This window comes from Streptomyces sp. NPDC004065, assembly GCF_044903565.1.
Lineage (GTDB): Bacteria > Actinomycetota > Actinomycetes > Streptomycetales > Streptomycetaceae > Streptomyces.
Genome location: NZ_JBJDQT010000004.1, coordinates 59,348 through 74,872 on the forward strand (window position 1 = coordinate 59,348; position 15,525 = coordinate 74,872).

Below are 15,525 nucleotides of genomic sequence, written 5' to 3' on the forward strand. Positions count from 1 at the left end.
CCGGCCGACGCCCGGCGGGCCCCCTCGCCGTCCCCGCGTAGCCTGGGCGGGTGTACGTGGAACGGCGCTCCCGGCTGTCCGGCGCGGTGCTGTGGCGGAAGACCCCGGATGCCACCGGGGTCCGGCCCGTGCTGCCGGACGGGTGCATGGATCTGATGTGGAGCGGCGGGCGGCTGCTGGTCGCCGGCCCGGACACGCGCGCGTACGACCCCTCGGGCCCGCCCGTGCCGTGGACCGGGCTGCGGTTCTTCCCCGGCACCGCGCCGGCCTGCCTGGGCGTGCCCGCCCACGAACTGCGCGACCGGCGCGTCGACCTCGGCGACCTGTGGCCCGCGGCCGTGGTCCGGCGGCTGTGCGCACGCCTGGAGGCGGCCCCGGACCCGGCCGCGGCGCTCGAGGAGATCGCCCTGGAGCGGGCCGCCGAGGCCGGGCCGCCCGACCCGCTCCTGCTGCGCCTCGTCGCGGCGCTGGAGGCCGGCCGCCCGGTCGGGGCGACCGCCGACGCGCTCGGCATCGGCGCCCGCCGGCTGCACCGCCGCTCCCTGACCGCCTTCGGCTACGGCCCCAAGACACTGGCCCGCGTCCTGCGGCTGCAACGCGCCCTCGCCCTGGCCCGCGAGGGCCTGCCGTTCGCCGAGACGGCGGCCCGGGCGGGCTTCGCCGACCAGGCCCACCTGGCGCGGGACGTACGCGCCCTGACGGGCATGCCGCTCGGGACGCTACTGGGCGGCGGCCCCGGGTAGCGGCGCGAACAGGTCGACCGCGTTGCCGTCCGGGTCGTGCACCACGGCGTACCGCTGGCCCCAGAAGGCGTCCCAGGGCTTGAGCTCTCCGTGGTACCCCGCGCCCACCAGGTCCTCGTACACCGCGTCCACCTCCGCGGGGCCGTCGCAGCGCAGGGCGAGCGAGGCCCGGCCCCCGCCGGCCGGCGGCCGCCAGGCCGGGTGGAAGGAGCGGACGGTCTCCTCGGTGTCCAGCAGCAGCCGCGCCCCGCCGGGCAGTTCGGCCTCGGCGTGCGGCTCCCGCTCGCAGCCCTCGGGGAAGGGCAGCCCGAGCCGGCGGTAGAAGGCGACGGAGGCCGTCATGTCGGAGACGACCAGTCCGATGGCGTCGAATCGTGGAGTCATGCCGTCACCGTAGGCACGCCCCGGAGGCACGTCTTGAAGAAATCGGACGGCGGGACGGCGGGACGGTGCGGAGGGAACCGTGCCGTGCCCGCCCGGCCCGGGCAGGTCAGCGAAGGGCACCGGTCATGCGAAGGTCACCGGTCCGCGCGGGGTGTCCACGGTGAAGGTGAGGCCGGCCGGTCCCTCGGTCAGCGCCAGGTCCGCGTCCACCGCCGCGAGCAGCGGCCGCAGTTCGTCCGGGTCGGGCGCGCTCGCGGACAGCGCCAGCAGCGGGGTGACCGGCAGCCCGGACGCGGCCGGGTGCGGTGAGGAGCCCCAGTCGATGAGGAACGGCACCAGGCCGGACGGATGCCCCGCACCGTCGGTCAGCCGCCACCGCAGCACGGTGCCGTCGGGCCGCCGGCGGCTCATCTCCCGTATCCCGCCCGGGTCGTGCCCGCGGGCGCGCGCCGTGGCCACCGCCCGGTCCAGGTCGCGCACGGCCACGGCCCAGGTGACCGTCCGGGGCCCGGTCAGCCGCTCCAGCGCGAAGGGCCGGGAGCCCTCGGGCGCCGGCTGCTCCGGGTCGGGGCCGATGATCTCCAGATAGCGGGCGCCGCCGAGGGAGACCAGGTGGTTGCGGGTGCCGAGCCCGACATGGGCGCCCCCGGGCGCCGGTGTCACACCGGTGCGCCGGGCGAAGTCGGCGACGGTGGCCGCCAGATCGGGGGTCGCGAGGACGAGGTGGTCCAGGCGCGCGGGAATGGCGTTCATCCCGCTCCAGGCTACGCGGCGGCGGCCGTGGCCGTGGTCGTGGGCTGTGGCTGTGGCTGTGGCCCGGCACGGCACGGCACCGCACCGCACCGCACCGCACCGAACCGCACGGCACCGGTCTCCGGCGCGCGAGGCCGGCGCGCCGTAGGGTCGGCCGGCATGACGGCCCGCCTGCTCCTGTTCACCCGCACCACCGGCTACCGCCAGGACTCGATCCCGGCCGCGGTCGCCGCCGTACGCTCCTTCGCCGGCTTCGAGGCCGAGCACAGCGAGGACCCCGCGGCGCTGGAGGGCCCCCTGGACCGGTACGCCGCCGTCGTCTTCCTCTCCACCTCCGGCGAGGTGCTCACCCCGGCCGGGCGGGCGCGGCTCGCCGCCTACGTGGAGGCGGGCGGCGGTTTCGCCGGGGTGCACGCGGCGGCCTGCACCGAGTACGACGGGCCGTACTACGGGGAACTGCTGGGCGCGCGCTTCACCCGGCACCCGGAGTACCAGCCCGGCCGGGTGCTGGTCGGGGACCGGGCCCACCCCGCCACCCCGGCACCTGCCCGCGGTCCGGCACCTCACCGACGAGTGGTACGACTTCGACACCGTGCCGCGCGGCCGGGCCAGGGTGCTGGCCCGGGCCGACGAGTCCTCGTACCGGGGCGGCGGCATGGGCGCCGACCATCCCCTGGTGTGGTGCCGCGAGCAGGGCCGCGGCCGGGTCTTCTACACCGCGCGCGGGCACGCCTCGCACGCCTACGACGACCCCGGCTTCCGCGCGCATCTGCGGGGCGGCGTCGCGTGGGCGGTGGGACGGACGGACCAGTGACGTTTCTCCGGTGAAGCCCTTGCGCCATCGGGGTGAGCAAAGGGATTCCCATGGGGGCGTTCTCGCCGGACCCGGAGATCCTTTCGTCTCGGCAAAGGGCCGTCGTGTCGCGGCGGTCCCTCGTGCCACGGCGGTCCCCGTGCCGCCGTGCGTCCGACCCCCCACCGAGGAGCGACCCTTGAGTTACGGCAACAGGCTGCGCGAACGGATCGCCGGACCGGGCACCACCCCGCTGATCGGGGTGTACGACATGTACTCGGCGTCGATCGCGGCCGGGCACTACGACGGGATGTTCGTCTCCGGCTTCGGCTTCGCCGCGTCGTACTACGGACTGCCGGACATCGGCTTCATCGCCTGGCCGGACATGGTGGCGTTCGTACAGCGGCTGCGGGGCGCTTTCCCCGGGCACCATCTGCTGGTCGACATCGACGACGGCTACGTCGACGCCGAGGTCGCCTGCCATGTGGTGGAGGGACTGGAGCGCATCGGCGCCTCCGGTGTGATCCTGGAGGACCAGAAGCGGCCGCGCCGCTGCGGGCACGCGGACGGCAAGCAGGTGCTGCCGCTCGACGAGTACCTGGTCAAGCTGGAGAAGGTGCTGGCCACCCGGCAGGATCTGGTGGTGGTGGCCCGCACGGACGCCACCGAGGAGGCCGACATCCTGCACCGGGCGGCGAGCCTGGCCGCCACCGACGCCGACGTGGTCCTGGTCGACGGCATCCGCAGCGTGGAGTGGATCCGCCGGGTGCGCGAGGTCGCCGGCGACAAGCCGCTGCTGTTCAACCAGATCGCCGGAGGCCGGTCGCCGCGGCTGTCGCTGGGCGAGTTGTCGGACCTCGGCGTGGACGTCGCCATCTACAGCACCCCCTGCCTGTTCGCCGCGCACGAGGCGATCGATTCCGCGCTCACCGAGCTCGGGCGCACCGACGGCAGGCTCCCCGACACCGACCCCGTGCACGGGGTCGGTGTACGGACGGCGACGCGGCTGCTGGAACGGAACATGGCGGGCCGCCGGACGGTACGGGCGTAGCAGGCCCGTACCGAGCGCTTTTCCGCGGTCAGGCGATCCTGGACAGGTCCGCGCGCCGCACCCGGTGGGCCAGGGGCAGTCCGGCGGCCAGCCGCTCCAGTTCCCCGACGGCCGTGCGGCCCAGCCGTTCGAGCTCATTGCCCAGGGAGCCCGCGATGTGCGGGGTCAGCACGACGTTGGGCAGCGTGAACAGCGGCGAGCCGGCGGGCAGCGGCTCGGGTTCCGTCACGTCGAGGACCGCGTGCAGCCGGCCGGAGACCAGCTCGGCGGTGAGCGCGTCGTGGTCCACCAGCGCGCCCCGGGCGGTGTTGATCAGCACCCCGCCGTCCCGGATCAGGGCGAGCCGGGCCCGGTCCAGCAGGTGCCGGGTCCCCGGCAGGTCCGGCGCGTGCAGGGTGACGACGTCGCTGCGGCGCAGCAGGTCCTCCAGGTCCAGCGCCCGGGCGCCGAGCGCGGCGGCCTCGGCGGCGTCCACGTACGGGTCGCTCAGCAGCACCTCGAAGTCGTACGGCCGCAGCAGCTCCAGCAGCCGGCGGCCCACCCGCGAGGCGCCGACGACCCCCACCCGGCGGCCCGCGTTGCCGGCCGCCGCGGTCCCGGCGGCCGGGGGCAGGGCGTGGGTGGCGCGGTAGCGCTCGCGGTGGGCGAAGGCGTCCTTGCCCGCCAGCAGGATCATCGCGAGCGTGTACTCGGCGACCGGGACGGCGTTCGCGGCCGCCGCGCTGGACACCGCGATGCCGCGCTCCCACACGGCCTCGCCGACGAGCGCGCGGACCGAGCCGGCGGCGTGCAGCACGGCCCGCAGCCGGGGCAGCACCTCCAGCGCGGCGGCGTCCAGCCGGGGGCAGCCCCATCCGGTGACCAGCACCTCGGCGGCCGCCGACGGACCGGCGGCGGCCGGATCGCCGAAGTCCCGCACGACGAGGTCCGGGTCGATCGCCGCCGTCCGGCGCAGCCGCGCCATCAGGGGCGGCGGGAAGAGCAGCGGCAGGTGCACCGGGTCCATGGCGAACACCGCCGTGGGCGGCTGGGCGCTGGGCATGACCCTCCCGGGGTTGTGGGAAGCCTCTACGCGAGCGGCTTCCACCGTAGGTTCCGCCGAGGGGTTGGGGCAGGGGCCGGGGCCAGGGGCGAGGGGACAGGGGCCAGGAGCAAGGGGGCAGGAGCGAGGGGGCGTCCGGCGACGGGGCATGGGTGTCGGGCGACGGGACGTGGGCGTCGGGCGACGGGGCGGGCCATGGGTGTCCGGTGACGGACGGGCCGTGGTGTCCGGTGAGGGGACGTGGGTGCCTCGGCGACGGGACCGCGGCCGTCCGGGCGGGCGCGGGCGGTGACGCCCGGCTTCGGTGTCGGTCGTCGGCGGTCACGCCTGGGCTCGGTGTCGGTCGTCGGCGGTGGCGCCCGCCCGGGTCGTCGGCAGGGGCGCTCTCGGCGGGGCGCCCTCGGCAGGGCGTTCCGTCCGGGCCGGCTTCCGGCAGGGCGCCCCGCCCGGACGGCCGGGTGCGGAAGGCGCCCGGGACGGGTGCGGGGCCGGCGCGTTCGGGATGCCTGGCGCACAGGCCGGCGCATCCGGGACGCGCGGTGCACGGGCCGGGCGCGCCCGGGCAAGGGCGTCCGGCGCGCCCCGAACGGGTGTCCGCCGGCCCGTGTGCCGTCGGCCCGTGCGCCAGGCGTCCCGTGTGCCGTCGGCCCGTGTGCTGCCGGTATTCCGTGCGGATACCGCGCGGTATCCGCACGGAATACCGCGGGACGACGGGGCGCTTTGTTGGTACTGGGGCGGGTGAGTGTGTGAAGGGCTGGTGGGCACGATGGGGCACATGAGTCGCGCGGAGCGCCCAGGCCGGCCAGCGGCGGAGCCTGCCGGGCCGGCGGGGCCCGTGGCCGCGACGCCGTACGGGGCGGTACGCGGCAGGTACGAGCACGGTGTGGCGGTGTTCCGGGGCATCCCGTACGCCGCACCGCCCTTCGGCCCCCACCGGTTCCGTCCGCCGGTCCCGCCCGAGCCCTGGGACGGGGTGCGCGACGCGGGCTCCTTCGGGCCCACCGCGCCGAAACCGCCGTACTCGGAGGCGTTCGCGAAGTACCTGTCCGACCCGGTGGTCCCCGGTGACGAGTGCCTCAACCTCAACGTCTGGACGCCCGAGCCGGGCCCCGGCGCCCGGCTGCCGGTCCTGGTGTGGCTGCACGGCGGTGCGCTCACCCGCGGCTCCTCGGCCGTGCCCGTGTACGACGGGCGCGCCTTCGCCCGGGACGGCGTCGTGTTCGTCTCGGTCAACTACCGCCTCGGCGTGGAGGGCTACGGCCTGTTCCCCGACGCCCCCGCCAACGCCGGCCTGCGCGACCAGCTCGCCGCCCTGCGGTGGGTGCGCGAGTCCATCGGCGCGTTCGGCGGCGACCCGGACCGGATCACCCTGTGCGGCCAGTCGGCCGGGGCGATCAGCACCGGCGCCCTGATCGCCGCTCCCCAGGCCCAGGGCCTGTTCCGGCAGGCCGTGCTGCAGAGCGGACCCCCGGAGGCCTCCGAGCGGGACAAGGTGCGGCGGATGGTGCGCCGGATGGCGGCCCGGCTGAAGGTGCCCGCCACCGCGGAGGCCTTCGCCGCCGTCGACCGGGACCTGCTGCTGCGCACCCAGGCCGAGGTCGGCCGGCTCAGCAGCCCGGTCCTCGGCGGGCCCGCCTTCGGCATCGTCGTCGACGGCGACCTCGTCCCGCGCGACCCGCTCCAGGCGCTGGTGGACGGCGACGCCGCGCGGGACGCCCGGCTGCTGATGGGCTGGACCCGCGAGGAGTACCGGCTGTGGCTGGTGCCCGGCGGCCTGCTGGAGCGGGTCGACCGGCTCGGCGCGGTCGCGCTGGCCGGGGCCATGGCCCGCTGCCACTGCGGGCACGAGGTGGTTCGCGGCTACCGCGCCCTCGATCCGCGGGCCGGCACCGCCGAGATCGTCGGCCAGCTGGTCACCGACCATCTGCTGCGCCGCCCCCTGCACCGGCTGGCCGACGCCCGCCCCGGATCGTCGTACGTGTACGAGTTCGCCTGGCCCTCGCTGCTGCCCGGCCTGGGCGCCTGCCACGCCCTGGAGCTGGGCTTCGTCTTCGACACCGGTGACGTCCCGGACTCCCGGCGGCTGGCCGGGGAGGGCGCCCCGCAGGAGCTGGCCGACACCATGCACCGGGCCTGGGTGCGCTTCGTCACCGAGGGCGACCCCGGCTGGGAGCCCTGGGACGCCACGCATCCGGTACGGGTCCTCGGCGACGGTGCGCCGTACACCGCCCTCGGGCCGAGGGACGCCGAACTCGCCCTGTGGACGGCCGCCCCGGCCCCCGCGCCCGCCCCGGCCCCCGCGCCCGTGCCGGAGGCCGCTCCCGGCACCCCGGAGGCCGCTCCCGGCACCCCGGCGGACGGCGTGGCCGTGCGGGCGGCCGACCTGCGCGCGGTGGTACGCCGTCTCCGCCGCACCGGCGGCATCCGCGGCGCCTGACGCCACGCGCCCCCGCCGCGACTGCGGCGCTCCGATCGGGGCGCGGGCCGGGAGCCGGGAGCCGGGTCCCGCCCGGCTGAACGGATGCGGCGTGGTCTCCGGGGCCGGACCGGGCGGGCCGGGGCGGGCAACGGGGCTACCGTGCGCCTCACCCCGGCCAGGCCCTGGGGGCCCCGGCGGCCGGGCCCGGTCGGTGGTGCGGTCCCGGCCGGTGGCGCGGTCCCGGCGGTGCCGCGCCAGTCCGTGGTGCCGCGCCGGCCGGTGGCGCGGCCCCCGGCGCCCGGACACCCGGACGCCGGACCACCCGGAGCCACGGGCGCCAGCCCCCGGAGCCGCGGACGCCGGACCACCGCGGAGCAGCAGATGCTCGCCCCCGGAGCCGCAGACGCTCACCCCCGGAGCAGCAGATGCTCGCCCCCGGAGCCGCAGACGCTCGCCCCCGGAGCCGCGGGCGCCGGCGTGAAGTCCGGGGCCGAGCCGGGGCGGATGTCCGGGCGGGGGACGGCGCGGAACGGCCGCCCGGCGGCGTCAAGCGCGGTCGGGTGTCAGTGTGCGGGCGACCGACGCGATCGACTCGGGGCCCACTCGGCAGCAGCCCCCGATCAGGCGGGCGCCCAGCGCCTGCCAGCGTTGGACCCGGCCGGGCGTGAAGGTGGTGCCGCCAATCCAGGCGCGGGCCGCCGCGTCCCAGGTCTCGCCGCTGTTGGGATAGACCACGACCGGCTTCCCGGTCACCCGGGCCGCGGTCGCCACGGCGGCGTCCGCGTCCTCGGGCGCACAGCAGTTGACGCCGACCGCGATCACCTCGTCCGCGCCGGCGGCCAGGGCGAACGCCTCCTCCAGCGGCTGCCCCGCGCGGGTGCGTCCGCCGGCGACCGTGTACGACAGCCAGGCCGGCACCCCCAGCCCGCGCACCGCCCGCAGCAGCGCCTCCGCCTCGTCGGCGTCCGGGACCGTCTCCAGCGCCAGCACGTCCGGGCGGGCGGCGGCCAGCACCTCGAGCCGGGGCCGGTGGAAGCGCTCCAGTTCGCCGACCGTGAGTCCGTAGCGGCCCCGGTACTCCGAGCCGTCGGCGAGCATCGCGCCGTACGGGCCCGCCGACGCCGCGGTCCACAGCGGGCGCGTCACGCCCCTGGCCCGCGCCCGCCGCGCCGCCTCCCGCGCCAGTTCCACGCTGGAGGCGATGAGCGCGGCGGCTTGCTCCGGTCCCGTACCGCGCCGCGCGAAGCCCTCGAAGGTCGCCTGGTAGCTGGCGGTGATCACGACACTCGCGCCGGCCTCGAAGTAGGCGAGATGGGCCTCGGCGACCGCCTGAGGGCACTCCGCCAGCAGCCGCGCCGACCACAGCTCGTCACTCAGGTCGTGCCCGGCGGACTCGAGCTGGTTGGACAGGCCCCCGTCGAGCACGACGGGCCCGGCGGCGAGGGCGTCGGCGAGACCGGGGGAGGAGTCGCTGGCCATGACTCGAACGTAGCCGAAGCGGGCGCCGACGCGACCGGCCGCGGGCCCCCGGGGCCACCGGCTATACTTCCCGCGCAGGCCTTCGGCGCCCCGGGCGGGAGCGTCCGGAGGCTTTTTTCATGCCCGCACACTCCACACCCGAGGGCCCGCCCGCGCCCGCCACCCCACCCCGCACCGCTCCCGCCCTGCCCGGCGCCCCGAGCCCGTCGCACCCTCCCACCCCGCCCGTACCCGTGCCCGCGCCCCCGCCCGCCGGCTACCGCGCCCTCCTCCGCAACCGCGAGTTCGCCGGCCTGTACGCCGGCTTCACCCTCACGGCAACCGCGAGCACGCTCTCCGGATTCGCCCTGGGGACGCTGGTCGAGCAGCGGACCGGGTCGCCGTTCCTGACGGCCGTGAGCATGTACGGCGCCACCTTCGCGACGGTGCTCGGCGCGCTCACCCTCATGTCGGTCGCGGACGGCGGCCGCCCCCGCCGCACCCTCGTCGCCCTCCAGTGCGTCTCGCTCGCCGGTGTGGCCGCGCAGGCGCTGCCGGGGCTGCCGTTGGCCGCCCGGTTCGCACTGCTGCTGGTCCTGGGTTTCTTCCAGGCACTGGGGACGGGCACGCGGATGGGGCTGCTCGCCGAGGTGGTGCCGGCCTCCGCGTACGCGCTCGCGCGGTCACTGATGAACATCACCTCGGGCGGCATGGCCGTCCTGGGCTTCGCCGCCGGCGCCGTGCTGCTGCGCCTGGCGGGCCCGCGGGAGGTGTTCATGGTGGCGGCCACCCTGACCGGGTGCGCCCTGGTGGTGGTCGCGGCGACCGTGCGCGAGCACTCGGTCCGACTCGCCCGCCGTCCCGGACTGCGCCGGACCTGGACCGTCAACACCGCGCTGCTGTCCCGCTCCGGCTCGCGCGTGCTGCTGCTGAACCTGTGGGTCCCCAACGGCCTGATCGTCGGCTGCGAGGCGCTGTTCATCCCCTACGCCCATGACGGCGCGGGCACGCTGCTGGCCGCCGGGTCGGCCGGCATGCTCCTGGGGGACCTGGCCGTCGGGCGCCTGCTCACCGCCCGGCGCCGCCGCCGCTGGGCGTTCGGCCTGCGGCTGCTGCTCGCCGCGCCGTACCTCGTGTTCGCCGTCCACCCGCCGCTGCCGGTGGCGGCGGCCGCGGTGTGCGCCGCGAGCGCCGGGTTCGCGGCCACCCTCCCCCTGCAGGAACGGCTGCTCGAGGTGACGCCCGAGGAGGTGCGCGGCCAGGTGCAGGGCGTGGAGTCGGCCGGCCGGATGACCTGGCAGGGCATCGGAGCCGCGATCGCCGGGGGCACCGCCCAGTGGCTGGGCCCCGGCACGGCGATCACCGCGCTGGCGGCGGTCTCCCTCGCCGTCACGGTCTCCTCCCGCCCCTTCCTGCCCGGCCGGCCACCGCGCTGACCCGGCCGGCGTGCCGTCCGCCGACCCGCGGACGGCACGCCGGCCCCGCCGTCAGCGGCGGTCGGCCGCCGCCAACGGCCGTCCGGCGAACCGCATCCGGAGTCGGCCCGCTGCGTCCCGGCCGACCCGGCCTGCCCATCCCCGGTCGCCCGGTCCGGCCATCCCGGCCCGCTCCGGTCCGGCCCGCCTCCGGTCCGGCCCGCCTCCGGTCCGGCCCGCCTCCGGTCCGGCCCCGCGCCGGGCTTCAGGGGCTGGGCTCCCGGGCGGCCGGACGCCGTAGGCGGGGTTGCGCGTCCTGTGCATGACATGATCGCGGCATGACCTCTCTGATCCGCCATGTGACGATCGACTGCGCCGACGCCTACACGCTGGCCGGGTTCTGGTCCCAGGTCCTGGGGACGCCCCTGCACGAAGACGACAAGCCGGGTGACGAGGAGGCGCTCATCGAGGGCGCCGGTCTGCTCTTCGTGACCGTTCCCGAGGGCAAGACGGTGAAGAACCGCGTGCACCTCGACCTCCAGCCGCAGGACCGCACCCGCGACGCGGAGGTGGAGCGGCTGCTCGCGCTCGGCGCGACCCTGGTCGACGACCGGCGCAGGGCGGACGGGACGGGCTGGGCCGTCCTCGCCGACCCGAACACTCACAACTAGCAGTTCTGAGCATACCCCCAGCTCAGCGCCCGTGTGGCGGCTTCACCCAACCCGTCAACTCCCGTACGGCAACCGCTAGTTGTCGCCGTCCGCGACGAACGACCCGATGCCGTTCTCGGTGCGGATGAGCCCGCGCTCGCGTAGGTCGGCAAGCGCCTTCCGCGCGGTCACCTGGGCGACGCCGAACTCAGCGCACAAGGCCAGGATGCCGGGAAGCTTCGTGCCCACTGGGTACACGCCCGCGTCAATGCGCCGCTCGATCTCGGCGGCAATCTGAGTCCACTTCGCGCGGGTCGGGTCCAGTTCCACATGATCAATGCTCCGCGCTGCGGCGAAATACGGCTAGGGATAGCGAGCTATAGCAAGGTCGCGTAACGTGGGTGATCCGGCACCCGCCGGACACAGAAAGGCCCCCAGGTGAGCCGGGCAAGGGCTCATCCCAGGGGCTGACCGAAGAACGGAGCTTCGGCTATGCGAAACCTTATCCTTGCGCTTCTCGCGCTCTTCCTGCCGTCCCGTGGAAGGCGCCGCGCGACACCTGCCCCCGTTCCGACTGCACCCGCACCGGTACGCCGTCCGCTGCCTGCCCCCAGGTCGCCCCGTCCGCTCGACGTGATCGACGCTGACCGACTCCCTTTTGTGCGTCCCTTCCTGATCGCGCATGAACGGGAACGCGAACGGGCGCTTCAGCGGGAACGGCGCACAGCGGCAACGCTCGCAACGTTCGGCATTGACTACCCGTACGGCCCCCAGGGGCGTGCGGCATGAGCGACCTTCGCCGTATGCCTCCGGGGACCGACGGGAAAACCGGCTACTGCCAGCCGGGCGGACTGGTGGCCGAACTCAGCGACGCAATCGAGAACCAACTGATTGAGTCGGGCGCCGTCGTCCTGGGGCTCGTACGCGCCATGCTCGACGGCCCGCAACTGACCGCCGACGAATCGTGGTTCATGTTGCGACGCACGGCCGAGTGCCTGCGTGACGCGCTGAACGTCGCTGAGCTACGCGGCGAACGACTCGCGGCAGCGGACAACTAAACGGCTCCGCCATTACGCACAGAAGCCCCCTACAGCGCCCAGGACATGCCGGGTGTCTGTAGGGGGCTTCTCGTGTAGTCAGCGCACCCCACGGTCCTCACGGCGTCGCGCAGTGCGCTTTCCTCGCGGCAGGCTTCGGGGAGCCGTGCCGTCGTCGTCAAGGGCCGCGCTAGCAGCCTCAGCGAACTTACCCACCTCTTCAATGAGCAATTCCGCGAGCGCATCAAGAGCGTGCAGTGATTCTTCGTACACGCCTAGGGCTCGCTCTTCAGCCTCTTCGTCTTCGTGATTCACACTGTGCAGCCGCTCAACAAGACGACGCGAATACGCCATTTGCGCGAGCACTTGAAAGACGCAATCCCGGAGTTGCGCACCGGCCTTGATCACAGAATCCGGACCGGCAAGGCTTAGATCAATCCACCGTTCGTGAACATGTTTCCGCAGCGCTATCTCTTCATCCAGCGTGCTATCCCGATACCCTTCGGCCGTAAGAATCCGCTCATTCAGGTCGGTCGCTACCCTCATGAAAGCCTTGTACTCGGCACGTCGGGGCTCATGTCGATCTTTCACGTACTGGGACCTCGCAGCTATTCGCGCCCCTTCACGCTGCGCCCAGCCCGCCACGACGGCAGCGCCGATTGTTGCCAGTGATCCCAGAAGGGGGTCATGTCCCGCGGGGTGGTGTAGTCACGGCAGCTGTTTCGGTTCCGCTTGTGGGGTGATCTGCGGTTCGGGTTCGGTTGGCTTGGTGGTGAAGAGCTCGGCCATGGAGGCTTCGGAGAGGTAGCGGCGGTCGAAGACCTGCCACTCGTCGTGGAGCTCGGCCAGGACCGCGGCGGCGAGCCGGTCCAGGGCGGCGGGGTTGGGGAAGACCTGGACGACGTCGGCCCGTCGTTTGATCTCCCTGTTCAGCCGTTCCAGTGGGTTGGTCGACCAGATCTTCTTCCAGTGCGCCGGCGGGAAGTCGGCGAACGCGGTGATGTCCGTCGCCGCATCCAGCAGCATCGTCTTGACCTGCGGGAACTGTCGTCCGAGCATGTCGGCGACCACGTTCAGCTGGGTGCGCACCTGCTCGCCGGTGGTCTGCGCGAAAATGGTGCGGATGGTGGCGGCGACCATCTCCCCGGAGCCCCGCTCGATCACCGAAAACACGTCCCGGACGAAGTGAACCCGGCACCTTTGCCAGGCCGCGCCGAGGAAAACGGTGCGGATCGCGGTCACCAGACCGCTGTGGCTGTCGGAGATGACCAGCTGGACGTTCTCCAGGCCGCGGGCCCGCAGTGAGCGCAGGAACTTCGTCCAAAACGGCTTCGATTCGCTGTCGCCGACCATCAGCCCGAGGATCTCGCGGTGCCCGGTGGCGGAGATCCCGGTGGCGATGACCACGGCCTGCGATGCGATCCGGTGGTTGACCCGGGCCTTGCAGTAGGTGGCGTCCAGGAAGACGTAGGGGAAGACGGTGTGGTCCAGCGGCCGTTCCTTGAACGCGGTCAGTTTCTCGTCCAGCTCACCGCAGATGCGGGAGACCTCGGACTTGGAGATCCCGCTATCCGCACCGAGTGCTTTGACCAGGTCATCGACCGAGCGGGTCGAGACACCGTGCACGTATGCCTCCATCACCACGGCGAACAACGCCCGGTCGATCCGCCGCCGGCGTTCCAGCAGAGACGGGAAAAATGACCCGCTGCGCACCTTCGGGATCTTCAGGTCCAGGTCGCCGGCCTGCGTGGTCAGCAGCCTCTCCCGGTGTCCGTTGCGCCAGGTCGTGCGCGTCTCGGCGTGCTCGCGCGGCGCGGCACCGATCACATCGGTGGCTTCGGCCTCGATCAGCTCCTGCAGGATGCGCTCGCACGCCACCCTGATTGCTTCAACTCCGTCGGCCCGACGTAGTGACTCAAGCAGCCGCATCAGTTCAGACTGGGACAAGGCCATCGCGTGCTCCTCCGGTCGAACTGCCCGTTCACCAAGGAGACTTGCGCGATGGCCTGCCCTTGTTCAGGGAGCATGCAAGGCCAGCGGATGCACGCCCCGGGCAGACACCCGCGCGTTCCGGGAGCCTGCCCGGCTACACCACTTCATGGGACGCGATCCAGAAGGGTACCGAGTAGTGCCGCAACGACTGCATTCATGCGCTGATTCTGATGTGTGTGGCTCCCGTCCGTCTAGAGCGCAGGAAGACAACAACGGTGCCCAGTTCCGCTCAGGTTGTACGTTCAGCCTCCACGACTCTCGACCCTGTTGCACTATGCGTGCATGGACGAAGGCAACGCCGCCGTAATCGCGGCAGCACTGGGGATCGCAGGGACGCTGTTTGGCTCCCTCGGAGGCGCCATGGTCGCCGCACGCGCTACACGCAAACAGGTGCGGGACCAGGAGGGCGCGGAACACAGGCATTGGCTACGGCAAGAAAGGCAGACGGCGTACGCCGCGCTACTCGACGCCTGCCGACGGGGGATGGAGATTATTCGGGTGCACCTATCATCAGGGGATGAGTATTTGAATGACACTGTCGCCCTTGAAATTCTCTCCGCTGCCCTAGAAGCGCGAACGGTGGTCGCAATCGTGGGACCGCCAGATATGGACGTCAAGGCAAAGGAGCTAGCCGAATGCTTCGTGGACACCATTAACTCGCGCCGTGACATGGTCCGGCCTGATGGAGTAGTCAACTCAGAAGACAGAGACTTCGGTAGGCACTTCACTCGCTTGGATGCGGCACGATCAGCTTTTGTGGCTGGGGCGCGTGACGTCCTGACAAAACAGATTCGCTAACGACGTAGCCTCAGCCTCAGGCTTTCGGGAAGCCGCCCGAATACACAAAAGCCCCGTAGACGCCCCGGGATCAATCCCAGGTACCTACGGGGCTTCGTGGTGGTGCGCCCAGTAATCGCGGGGCGACGGCACACCTTCGGCGTTCAGCTTCTCGGCAATGGCGGAAACTGTCTTGCCGTCGTGCAGTTCCTTCACGATCTGTTCAATGACGGTTACCGGCGCTGGTCCGCACCCTTCCACGGTTTCCGTGTCGGGCGTCAGCGTCCACCCGCCGCCTTCAAGCTCAGCGGGCATGTATCCGTACGGCGGACGGCTTCCGCGCCAACGAAGCGGCATGAGGCGCATTGCCGCCTGAGCACCGGTAACACGTTCACGGATGGACTGGGCTTCGAACTCTGCGGCGAACGCGAAAATTTGCAAGATCAGTTGCGTGATCAGGTCAACGCTGTTGCGGAAGTCCAGCACAAGCCGCCCGCCGGGACCCTCAGCGAACACGATCATTTTGCGATTGGTGCGCGCCCATTCAACAAGGGCGTTCATGTCGGCCATTGACCTAATAGCACGGTCGAAGCGCCAGAACACAAGCGCGTCGAATTCGTCCACCCGCTGAGTCAGCCACGCCCCCAATTCCGGGCGCTCAAATGGTGTGGTCTTGCTGGCAGACACGCCCAGGTCTACGGCTTCACGGTCGCCCAGGTCGATACCCAGGGACGCGGCGGCTTCTTCGTTTGCAGCGCGCTGACGTTCCGGCGACGTCGTTTCGTCGGTGAGGACGCTGAGGCGGACGGCGGACAGACCCCGGAGCGCGGGGCGGAAGGTGTCGGGGGCGTTCATGCCTCCCATGAAGGGAGTCGGCGACTGACCGGCGCTGACCTGGGCGTTTGTTGCCACTGGGGCCACTCCTCAGAACGTGGTCTAAGGAGTGTTCGGAGACCCCGAGGGCAACGAGTTCTGCGTGGAGCGGAGCGCGGCGGAACGGGCGGGGTGAGA

15 protein-coding genes and 1 pseudogene are annotated in these 15,525 nt (G+C 73.0%); 8 read left to right on the forward strand and 8 right to left on the reverse strand.

Features of this window, described 5'->3' with window-relative positions; all coding sequences use genetic code 11:
• Positions 1-50: 50 nt before the first annotated feature.
• Complete coding sequence (locus ACI2LW_RS07640; RefSeq protein WP_404730241.1) at positions 51-743, forward strand: helix-turn-helix domain-containing protein; 693 nt, start codon at positions 51-53, stop codon at positions 741-743.
• Here ACI2LW_RS07640 and ACI2LW_RS07645 read toward each other — a convergent pair.
• Together ACI2LW_RS07645 and ACI2LW_RS07650 are read right to left on the reverse strand one after the other, a co-directional pair.
• Positions 720-1,127, reverse strand: a complete 408-nt coding sequence (locus ACI2LW_RS07645) for a VOC family protein (protein ID WP_404730242.1) — start codon at positions 1,125-1,127, stop codon at positions 720-722. The genes ACI2LW_RS07640 and ACI2LW_RS07645 overlap by 24 nt on opposite strands.
• A 123-nt stretch (positions 1,128-1,250) precedes the next feature.
• A complete protein-coding gene (locus ACI2LW_RS07650) occupies positions 1,251-1,880 on the reverse strand; it encodes a VOC family protein (protein ID WP_404730243.1) in 630 nt (209 codons plus the stop codon).
• Between the two features lie 159 nt (positions 1,881-2,039).
• Here ACI2LW_RS07650 and ACI2LW_RS07655 point away from each other — a divergent pair.
• Both ACI2LW_RS07655 and ACI2LW_RS07660 read left to right on the forward strand, forming a co-directional pair.
• Positions 2,040-2,694 (forward strand): annotated as a pseudogene (locus ACI2LW_RS07655) (ThuA domain-containing protein).
• Positions 2,695-2,872: 178 nt separating this feature from the next.
• Positions 2,873-3,724: an oxaloacetate decarboxylase gene (locus ACI2LW_RS07660; RefSeq protein WP_404730244.1), complete on the forward strand. Its 852-nt coding sequence runs from the start codon at positions 2,873-2,875 to the stop codon at positions 3,722-3,724.
• Between the two features lie 28 nt (positions 3,725-3,752).
• On the opposite strand, the gene ACI2LW_RS07665 is transcribed toward ACI2LW_RS07660, so the two are convergent.
• Positions 3,753-4,766 carry a hydroxyacid dehydrogenase gene (locus ACI2LW_RS07665; protein WP_404730245.1) on the reverse strand — a complete coding sequence of 338 codons (1,014 nt, stop codon included), beginning with the start codon at positions 4,764-4,766 and terminating at the stop codon, positions 3,753-3,755.
• A gap of 775 nt (positions 4,767-5,541) precedes the next feature.
• On the opposite strand from ACI2LW_RS07665, the gene ACI2LW_RS07670 reads away from it, so the two are divergent.
• Positions 5,542-7,203, forward strand: a complete 1,662-nt coding sequence (locus ACI2LW_RS07670) for a carboxylesterase/lipase family protein (RefSeq protein ID WP_404730246.1) — start codon at positions 5,542-5,544, stop codon at positions 7,201-7,203.
• 528 nt (positions 7,204-7,731) lie between these two features.
• On the opposite strand, the gene mmuM is transcribed toward ACI2LW_RS07670, so the two are convergent.
• A complete protein-coding gene (mmuM, locus tag ACI2LW_RS07675; RefSeq protein ID WP_404730247.1) occupies positions 7,732-8,664 on the reverse strand; it encodes a homocysteine S-methyltransferase in 933 nt (310 codons plus the stop codon).
• Between the two features lie 119 nt (positions 8,665-8,783).
• Here mmuM and ACI2LW_RS07680 point away from each other — a divergent pair, with 119 nt between their 5' ends.
• Complete coding sequence (locus ACI2LW_RS07680) at positions 8,784-10,079, forward strand: hypothetical protein (RefSeq protein WP_404730248.1); 1,296 nt, start codon at positions 8,784-8,786, stop codon at positions 10,077-10,079.
• Between the two features lie 317 nt (positions 10,080-10,396).
• A complete protein-coding gene (locus ACI2LW_RS07685; protein WP_404730249.1) occupies positions 10,397-10,729 on the forward strand; it encodes a VOC family protein in 333 nt (110 codons plus the stop codon).
• 75 nt (positions 10,730-10,804) lie between these two features.
• Here the strand turns inward: ACI2LW_RS07685 and ACI2LW_RS07690 are convergent, their stop codons facing one another.
• Positions 10,805-11,038 carry a GntR family transcriptional regulator gene (locus tag ACI2LW_RS07690; protein WP_404730250.1) on the reverse strand — a complete coding sequence of 78 codons (234 nt, stop codon included), beginning with the start codon at positions 11,036-11,038 and terminating at the stop codon, positions 10,805-10,807.
• A gap of 455 nt (positions 11,039-11,493) precedes the next feature.
• On the opposite strand from ACI2LW_RS07690, the gene ACI2LW_RS07695 reads away from it, so the two are divergent.
• Entirely contained in the window at positions 11,494-11,766 is a 273-nt protein-coding gene (locus tag ACI2LW_RS07695) for a hypothetical protein (RefSeq protein WP_404730251.1), read from the forward strand.
• Positions 11,767-11,844: 78 nt separating this feature from the next.
• Here ACI2LW_RS07695 and ACI2LW_RS07700 read toward each other — a convergent pair whose 3' ends face one another.
• Together ACI2LW_RS07700 and ACI2LW_RS07705 are read right to left on the reverse strand one after the other, a co-directional pair.
• On the reverse strand, positions 11,845-12,291 hold the full coding sequence (locus tag ACI2LW_RS07700; protein ID WP_404730252.1) for a hypothetical protein: 447 nt from the start codon (positions 12,289-12,291) through the stop codon (positions 11,845-11,847).
• A 162-nt stretch (positions 12,292-12,453) separates the two neighbouring features.
• Positions 12,454-13,698: an IS256 family transposase gene (locus tag ACI2LW_RS07705; protein ID WP_404730253.1), complete on the reverse strand. Its 1,245-nt coding sequence runs from the start codon at positions 13,696-13,698 to the stop codon at positions 12,454-12,456.
• Between the two features lie 321 nt (positions 13,699-14,019).
• Here ACI2LW_RS07705 and ACI2LW_RS07710 point away from each other — a divergent pair, with 321 nt between their 5' ends.
• Positions 14,020-14,535, forward strand: a complete 516-nt coding sequence (locus ACI2LW_RS07710) for a hypothetical protein (RefSeq protein WP_404730254.1) — start codon at positions 14,020-14,022, stop codon at positions 14,533-14,535.
• 84 nt (positions 14,536-14,619) lie between these two features.
• On the opposite strand, the gene ACI2LW_RS07715 is transcribed toward ACI2LW_RS07710, so the two are convergent.
• Positions 14,620-15,426 carry a recombinase family protein gene (locus ACI2LW_RS07715; RefSeq protein ID WP_404730255.1) on the reverse strand — a complete coding sequence of 269 codons (807 nt, stop codon included), beginning with the start codon at positions 15,424-15,426 and terminating at the stop codon, positions 14,620-14,622.
• Positions 15,427-15,525: the final 99 nt, after the last annotated feature.